General features: G+C 42.8%; 3 protein-coding genes and 1 pseudogene. 2 read left to right on the top strand and 2 right to left on the bottom strand.

Annotated elements, in window-relative coordinates; translation table 11 throughout:
• Window positions 1–698: 698 nt before the first annotated feature.
• A complete protein-coding gene (locus F6K38_RS30780; protein ID WP_287250601.1) occupies window positions 699–3,095 on the bottom strand; it encodes a peroxidase family protein in 2,397 nt (798 codons plus the stop codon).
• 1,134 nt (window positions 3,096–4,229) lie between these two features.
• On the opposite strand from F6K38_RS30780, the gene F6K38_RS30775 reads away from it, so the two are divergent.
• Both F6K38_RS30775 and F6K38_RS30770 read left to right on the top strand, forming a co-directional pair.
• Window positions 4,230–5,723, top strand: coding sequence for an RNA polymerase sigma factor (locus tag F6K38_RS30775; RefSeq protein ID WP_287250596.1), 1,494 nt, complete (start codon window positions 4,230–4,232; stop codon window positions 5,721–5,723).
• Between the two features lie 743 nt (window positions 5,724–6,466).
• A complete protein-coding gene (locus tag F6K38_RS30770; RefSeq protein WP_287250593.1) occupies window positions 6,467–6,829 on the top strand; it encodes a hypothetical protein in 363 nt (120 codons plus the stop codon).
• 251 nt (window positions 6,830–7,080) lie between these two features.
• On the opposite strand, the pseudogene F6K38_RS30765 reads toward F6K38_RS30770, so the two are convergent.
• Window positions 7,081–7,656, bottom strand: a pseudogene (locus F6K38_RS30765) (Uma2 family endonuclease).
• Window positions 7,657–8,374 lie beyond the last annotated feature (718 nt).

Genomic DNA, 8,374 nt, shown 5'->3' with positions numbered 1-8,374 from the left:
GATTAGATTACGTTGCCCACCCTACTGGAATTGGGATTTTTTTTCTAATCATTCAGTAGCTTGTCGGGTGGGCAAAAACCCTTTGGTTATTTTGAGTATTCACGATTAGATTACTTTGCCCACCCTACTGGAATTGGGATTTTTTTTCTAATCATTCAGTAGCTTGTCGGGTGGGCAAAAACCCTTTGGTTCTTTTGAGTATTCACGATTAGATTACTTTGCCCACCCTACTGGAATTGGGATTTTTTTTCTAATCATTCAGTAGCTTGTCGGGTGGGCAAAAACAGTTTGGTTATTTTGAGTATTCACGATTAGATTACTTTGCCCACCCTACTGGAATTGGGATTTTTTTTCTAATCATTCAGTAGCTTGTCGGGTGGGCAAAAACAGTTTGGTTTAAATGAGTATTCATGATTAGATTACTTTGCCCACCCTACTGGAATTGGGATTTTTTTTCTAATCATTCAGTAGCTTGTAGTAGCTTGTAGGGTGGGCAAAAACAGTTTGGTTATTTTGAGTATTCACGATTAGATTACGTTGCCCACCCTACTGGAATTGGGATTTTTTTTCTAATCATTCAGTAGCTTGTAGGGTGGGCAAAAACCCTTTGGTTATTTTGAGTATTCACGATTAGATTACGTTGCCCACCCTACTGGAATTGGGATTTTTTTTTCATATCATTACCGATTGATGAACCATTATAAAATGGTAAGATCAATCACTAGATCGTTAAAGTCGCGATCGCTTAGCGGCTCTGTTAGAGCATCGCTTTCTCCACTGTCATTACCACTTAAATCTTCAAAAGCGAATGTGAATGTGTTGTCACTGCCATTTCCAAGTTCAAGGATGTGGCTCATGCCATCAGTGTTAGCAGCTGTGAAAGCAAAGAATATGTCAGCATCACCATTTTGAACATCATCCAATTCCCCATCTGTAACTAAGTAGGGAGCTAAGATAGAGCCTCCAGGAAGTGTAACATCAAAATTCACCGTGGTCAAGTTTTCTTCTACCTTGAATTCAACCACGCTGGCATCAATGGCAGCTTCTGCATAACCCTCTTGGCCAGGAGTAAGAGATTGACCCGTGATCGAATCAATTATCGTTCCTTGTTGATCAGCAATTACATAAAAGCCAATTAAATTGTCATACTCCGCCTCTCTAGTCACAGTTGCTGTAGCTTGTCCCGACAAGCCGGTTAAATCTAGCAGTCCATCAGATGAGGGATTGTTATCGGAGCTGATTACGAAGGCATTGTCTGGAATTGTAGTAATTTCGGTGTTGAGCTTGATAATGTCAGCAAACGTCACTTCCTTTATGGCTGCAATTTCCTCTTGGGTAAAGAAACCGCCATCCTCAATCGGTCTCTCGAACCAGAAGCGGTCAGAATCCCGTATCCGCTCGTATTGCTCCCATAGCATTGCTTGAATAGTTTCTCCCGCACTCGATGGAGCAACAGGATCTTCTGCAAACAGCCCAATCAATAAGTCGATATCTTCCACAGTCTGGTAGAGGTTTTCGAGAGTATTTGCCAACTCTGCATTTGAAGTAATTTCCGCAAAAGTCGTTACCCGTGGTAGACCGAGACTTGCTCGCACTTGGTTATAGTCAGCCAAGCCATGATCCCGTCCCCGTTGCTGATTAGCAGAGTAAAGGTCAAATCCGATCGCTCCTGGTACTAAAGCGTTGCGCAGGTCAAAAACTATATCAGTATCAACATCTTCAGTAATTGTTTGACTCGCACCGCGCAAGATATTATCTATATCGCTACTATCATTAATATTGGGTGAACCAAATGTTCTTAATAATTGCAAACTGGTGAGATTACCATCAGCATCAATAGTGTCTATACGGTTATTAGTTTGGGTATGACCAACACGAAGACCAGCAGCGGCGAATTCACTAGTGATTTCTGGGGTTTGATCAGAGTTATAGCTGCTGTAGTCAGTGATCACATCACCCACCATCAGGGGGAGCCACTCGTACAGGACAATAGTTTGATATTGGGCAATATTAATCTGGCGAGAGCGTTGATATATCTGCTCATCTGTCCAGTCAGGATGAAACCTAGAAAGTTCTTGGGCAAGGCGGTTATGATTACGCATCCAGAGGGTATGCTGGGATGCCAAACTATCGTTCTCGTTAACCCGTGTATCCCCCGCTAGAAAACCCACATCCATAAAAGCGCCTTTACCACTGATTAGTTCTCCATCAGCACCTGTGATGTTAAGGGGTAACAAGTCGTCATTAGTGGCAACTGTTTCATCCGAGAAGACGTTGAGCTGACCTTCTGAAAAAGCACGAATTGCTTGATATTCTTCTTCAGTAGACCCATAAACTACAGAAAGATCAAGCCAAGAGGTAACAGTATTAATGGCTTTTCCTGGGCTCCCAGACTCCCCAGTACCGCTGAAAAACGCATCCCGTTCAAAGTCAAACTCCAAGCCACCATCTGCCTGTGTAGAAATTTCTTGAGTGGGAGGAGTGTTTGGTGGAAAATTCGGGTCATCGGCTGGAATGTCAATGGGGAAATTGAGCAATTCTAACCGGTTCTGGTTCTCTTCTTTTGACCCATTTGCTGCTAAATCAGTGTCGTGGTTGACGAACTGACCAAAAGCCCAAATGAAAGCGCTTAAGCCATTACCATTGGGATCAGACTCTCCTTCCTCTAGGTTAGAGGTGGCATTACTGATCACTCGGGTACTAGGGCGATCTGGTGGGTTAAGCAACACAAAGGGCGCATCAGATACATTGCTTAAGCCCTCTGTATTGGATATGACATTCAATCCCAATCCATTTAATCGGTCTGCTTCGGCTTGGGTAAATATCGGAATGGGTTGGCGCGTAACGGTATTGCCATCTATACCGATCAGAGCATTGCCTTCTGCATCAAATGCGATACCCGCCGGTGACTGGATTCCGTCTTCATACTCAATTGGAGACAAACGCAGCAACGGGGTATTAGGGATACCCAAAGAGACTTGGTCTAAATTATTCCTACTGCCGTCGATCAGGCGAATGGTAATCCCTTCATCGTTTACAACTAATGTGCTGTCGGCAAATGGGTCTCGTTGAAGAACACTGTTGAGATTTGTCATAACAAATGGTTAAATAAACCTAAGGCTTATCTATAAGAGTTCCCAACCATCAGGAAAAAATCCTAGAGGTTAAGTTAAATTAGGTTTTTTTTTTACAGCTGACACCATAATATTGACCTGAAAATATTGCTGTTTTTAGGTAGTTTTATGGTTGACCTCTAGGGTTTATTGTGGTTAGCTTACAAACGTCACGAATAAAGAGCCTGTTACTTTTAGAGCTCCTGAAAGTTTAGACGATAGATTTTATAATTGCTAAATTATTGGATATTTTTTTTTATTTAAGATAGTTTTAGCCATAAACTGGAGCTTTTTAACAGGTTTTATTCGAACCCAATTTAATTTGCAATCAGAGGATTGTAAATACTTTTGTCTGCTCTATATCAAATCTTTAATTCTCTGATGAGATTTATTTGATACTTTTACATTTTCTACCTTTACCTTATAGGAGCAGGGATTAGGGAACAGGGAACAGGGAACAGGTGCATCTCATTTTTGAAAATTTTGCGTAGGGTGCGTTAGGGGGGGGCTTCATTTTTCGCCTCGTAGTCAGGGTTATGTTGCTGCCCGTAACGCACCACCGTGTCAAACAGCTTTTAGGAGATGCACCCACAGGGAAACAGGGAACAGGGAACAGGGAACAGGAACCCACCCCTAACCCCTCCCAGGAGGGGAAAAGAGGGAACAGGGAAAAAATCCTGTGTACCTCATGAATATGATAACCGCTATATAAGTCTCAAAATAATCAGCTTTTTAGGTGTAATGTTTATGATAATTTTTCGCCCATTTAAACGACCTTTGATTAAATAAAAAAAATTGAAACTCTTCTGCCTTCTGCCTTCTGCCTTCTGCCTTCTGCCTTTTGCCTTCTGCCTTCTGCCTTCTGCCTTTTGCCTTCTGCCTTCTGCCTTCTGCTTTCTGTCTTGCATCCAATATATTTTACTTTTTACCAGCGAATGTGGTATGATAACGTTTTTACTTAGATAAAGTAAAAAAAAAATAAAGAAAAGGCTTCAATAAAATTTACAAAAATCGTAACTCAAGGGGTGACTGGACTTGAGGGCTTAAGTTAACGAACGTCACTTGTTTAACTTGGGCGAATAGGTCAGACTGGTTTTCGGTGCTTCAACAGGACTTATGCAGCCAAAAAACCAAGGTTTTCATGGCCAATGGCGGGAAAATGCAGAAAACGAATCTACCCCTGCTTGGGTAGATTCCCTCCTGGAAAAACTGTCTACTGGAGACCGCACGGCCTTTTGGCCCCTCTGGGAACAGTATCAAGACTATCTTTACCATCGCTGCTGCAGCTGGATGGGGGGTAATCGGTCTCAAGCCCAAGATGCTCTTTCTGAGATTATGCTCAAGGCTTGGGAAAAATTGCCCAAATTTGCCGCAAAGATTACCAATCTCAAGGGATGGCTGACCAAATTTGCCCATAACTTCTGTATAGACTGCCATCGAGAAAATAACTCTGGGGCAATAGGACTAGAAAACCTGGAAGCGATCGCAGTGGCAGAAGGAAATGGCTTGGTTACTGAATTCGATACCCCAGGAAAGATTGTAGAAAAGAGGGAACTATTAGAGGTAATCCGTAGTGCTCTAGAGGATTTGCCCGAGAATCAGCGCGAGGTATGTCTCTTGCACTTTGAGCAGGAGTTGTCTTACCAAGAGATTGCTCAACGACTAGATATTTCCAACGATAGCGTTCGTAAACGTATCCAACGAGCCCGGGAGAAACTGCAGCCGTCCTTGCAGACGTATCTGGCCGGATTAGACGAGAAGGCTTATGGGGATATCGCCTTCAAAAAGGAGATTAGGAGAGTATCCGAGCAGCAAAGTAAAGAAGAAAAAGACAGAGAAAGCAATCTCACTCCCGCTGACAAAGAGAAAGAACAAGGAAACTTGCAGACAACTGAGCAGTCGGAGTCTTTAACAGAGATGGGGATATCGGAAGATGGGGAGATTTTTAATAAGGGTAATTATCCGCAGATAAGATTAGAGACAACAGCAAAGAAGATAACGTCACTGGTAGAGCCAGAATTAGCGGCGTTGCTGAATCTTCTTTTGAATAACAGTAGAGTGGGCATCCTGCCCGCGCGAAAAGGTTGTAACGGGCAAGATGCCCATTCCACCAAGATCTCAAACGGGCAAGATGCCCATTCCACCAAGATCTCAAACGGGCAAGATGCCCATTCCACCAAGATCTCAAACGGGCAAGATGCCCATTCCACCAAGATCCCCATTCCACCAAGATCTCAAACGGGCAAGATGCCCATTCCACCAAGATGCCCATTCCACCAAGATCTCGAAGGGGCAAGATGCCCATTCTACCTCAGTCTTAAAATCATTCCATTATTAAGCAACGCTTTTAATCCCCTATCAACTAAGCTCACCGATAGTAATGCTTGGGCGATGGATTGGGTAAAACCGCGATCGCTTAAACCAATAGCAATTTCTCCAGCATCCTTAGGGCATGGAAGCCAAGAGGTATCAAGATGGCAGGATCTGTCTCAGTTGCCAATCCCTATTGTTGCCAGAATTTCGTCGAAGTGGGGTAATCTAACCAAGAAAGTACAACTAAGAAGCAACCATAAATTATATACAGGGGATAGAGGACCGCCAGAGTATTAAGAGAATAGATCCCCCTCCCGTCCCCGTTAATAAGGGGGAAGCTAGAGCATAGATCCCCCTCCCGTCCCCCTTAATAAGGGGGAAGCTAGAGGATAGATCCCCTTCCCGTTCCCCTTGATAAGCTCTTGTTCCCCCCTTGCTAAGGGGGGTTAGGGGGGATCAACAGGGATTGAACTTGGAAAACCCAAGCATTATTGGCTGGTGTGTTTTTTCACGACCAGTTAACATTGTCATGCATAAAAGACAGACAAAGAAGGTAAAAAAGGAAAGTTGTAAGCATTAAGCCGTCAGCATTAAGCCGTCAGCTTTGTGGCACAGGCTTTGGCCTTTGGCCACGCTGTGCGAACGACGCTGTGACTTAACGAATGCTTACCTGTTTTATTCAAAAGCACCTTAAGTAGCTTGGCCTACAGCCAATAGCTGATAGCTGTTCGCGTAGCGTGCGCGTAGCGCTTAAGCTGATAGCTGTTCGCGTAGCGTGCGCGTAGCGCATTAGCTTAAATACCATCAAACAGCGGATTTAACGAAAAAAAATTTAGTTGTCACAAACAATCAAAATTTTCGTTCTAGAAGCAGAAAGGTGAATAACTGGAGCATGGTCACCCATCACCCTCCTGTCACTTTTCCCCAACTATGATCTAATAACCGATCAAGTTGCTGGAAATAGCAACAATGTCTTGATGCAGTCGCTCATGGGGGAAACCCCCAAGACCGCGCTGCATCGCTAAACAGCAATCAAAAACATGAAGACAATCAAAACTAGCCTAAGCAAAGTCTTAACTGTAGCCCTAGTAGCACTGACTGTACTATTCAGCTTTGCTGTTAATCCTGGTGTAGCCGAAGCCGTGGGCTATTGCTGCTCAGGAGAATATAAACAAATTACCGCCGATTATCCTACCTGCAAAATTGAATATGCTCCTGGTTATGAGTATGAACGTGCTGATCTATTCAACAACTCTGACGAGTTAGTAGTAGTAATAGAGGAATCTACAGACGAAGCAATCATACTATACGAATATGAGGATTTATTGCTTCCCCTGGCTAAAAATGATACCTTCGAGCTATTGGAGGGAAGCGGACCAGTGGAGTTTAAATGCTACAAATAAAAGCAGCAAGTCAGTACGCGAGGGAATCAATTATTTCAGCTAATTTTTCCCTGAAATAACCACACCCTTAGAAATTGATTATCTTTGGCATCGCCGCTCAATAGGTTACAACGCTTAACCACTCTAGGCTATCTGTAAGCCAAAGAGTCAGAGGTAATAATCTAAAACATCAAAGCCCCGAGAGATTTTACTAATCTAGATCTTGTCGGGGTGTTTTTATATTTTAAATGCACAACAGTTTATGCCATTGATTACCAGAAACCATCAAGTGTTAGAACAAAACTAGGTAAAATTGGTTCTCCTAATAATTTATTAGGCTGCTCTAATACTACTTTAGGTTTCCCACACTGATAAATCTCCACTTGCTTGGCTAATCGATTAAATAACCAACCCAATTTCACCCCATTATCTAAGTATTCCTGCATTTTTAGTTGGGCTGGTTTCAGGTTGTCTGTGGGAGACATTAATTCGATCACAAAATCTGGTGCTAGGGGTGGGAATTTTTACCTTTGTGCCACTGTCAGAGCCTCCCATCTTTCCCGCTTAACCCACGCTACATCCGGTGAACGATCAGCTCCATTAGGTAAATGAAATCCTGTGGATGAATCAAACACTATTCCTAGTTGAGATTGTTCATTCCAGATTCCCAAACGAATCAGAAGATTAGCATTTATTGCTCCTGTCTCTCCACCAGTTGGAGCGATAATTACCAAATCTCCTTCTACGGTTCGCTCTAGTTTCCAGTCGGGATTAGCACAACACAGGTCGTAAAACTGTTGGGGTGTTAGTCTGGCATTTTCTGGCATCCTCAAGATTGATTGTCTCATGAGCAAAGGGAACAGGGAACAGGGAATAGGGAATAGGGAATAGGGAATAGGGAATAGGGAGGCAAGAGGCAAGAGGCATGCTAGCAATAGTGGCGTAGGGTGCGTTAGGGACGGGCTCACCCTCATTTTACGCCTGTTCGTCCCTGGTTGGGACAGCCGGTCCCGTAACGCACCACTCAGGGGCTCACCCTCATTTTACTTAGATCTTGCACCAAGTTTAAAATTTACCTGTCAAGCTAGTAAACAGGGAACAGTGATAATATTTGACTATTTTAGTACTAAAATTGATTGTTATTACTGCCGTTATTAAGTTTTTTTTACTGGTGCAATATCTCTCTTTTAGGAGCAAATTATTCGGGTGCATCTCCTAAAAGCTGTTTGACACGGTGGTGCGTTACGGGGCTGGCTATCCAAAGCCTGGCTACGAGGACGAAAATGAGGCCCCCCTAACACACCCTACGCAACTTTTTTACAAATATGAGATGCACCAAATAATTCCAACAATATCGTAAAAAAAACTAGTTAAAAATTAGCGTTTGCGTAGCATCATTTTCAGAATATTGCTGTTTTTTATTAATCCTAAAACTCCCCAAAAAAAAGTTTTTTAAACCCTTGACAATTATAATCATAATCATTACAATAATCATTAAATGACCACAATGAGTTCAATTGTTAAATTATGCGACAAGGATTTACTAAAAACCTCAAGAAACAACCT

This window comes from Moorena sp. SIO3B2, assembly GCF_010692525.1.
Taxonomy (GTDB): Bacteria; Cyanobacteriota; Cyanobacteriia; order Cyanobacteriales; family Coleofasciculaceae; genus Moorena; species Moorena producens.
The sequence above is the reverse complement of the archived record's forward strand: the minus strand, read 5'-3'. Positions and strand labels throughout refer to the sequence as shown.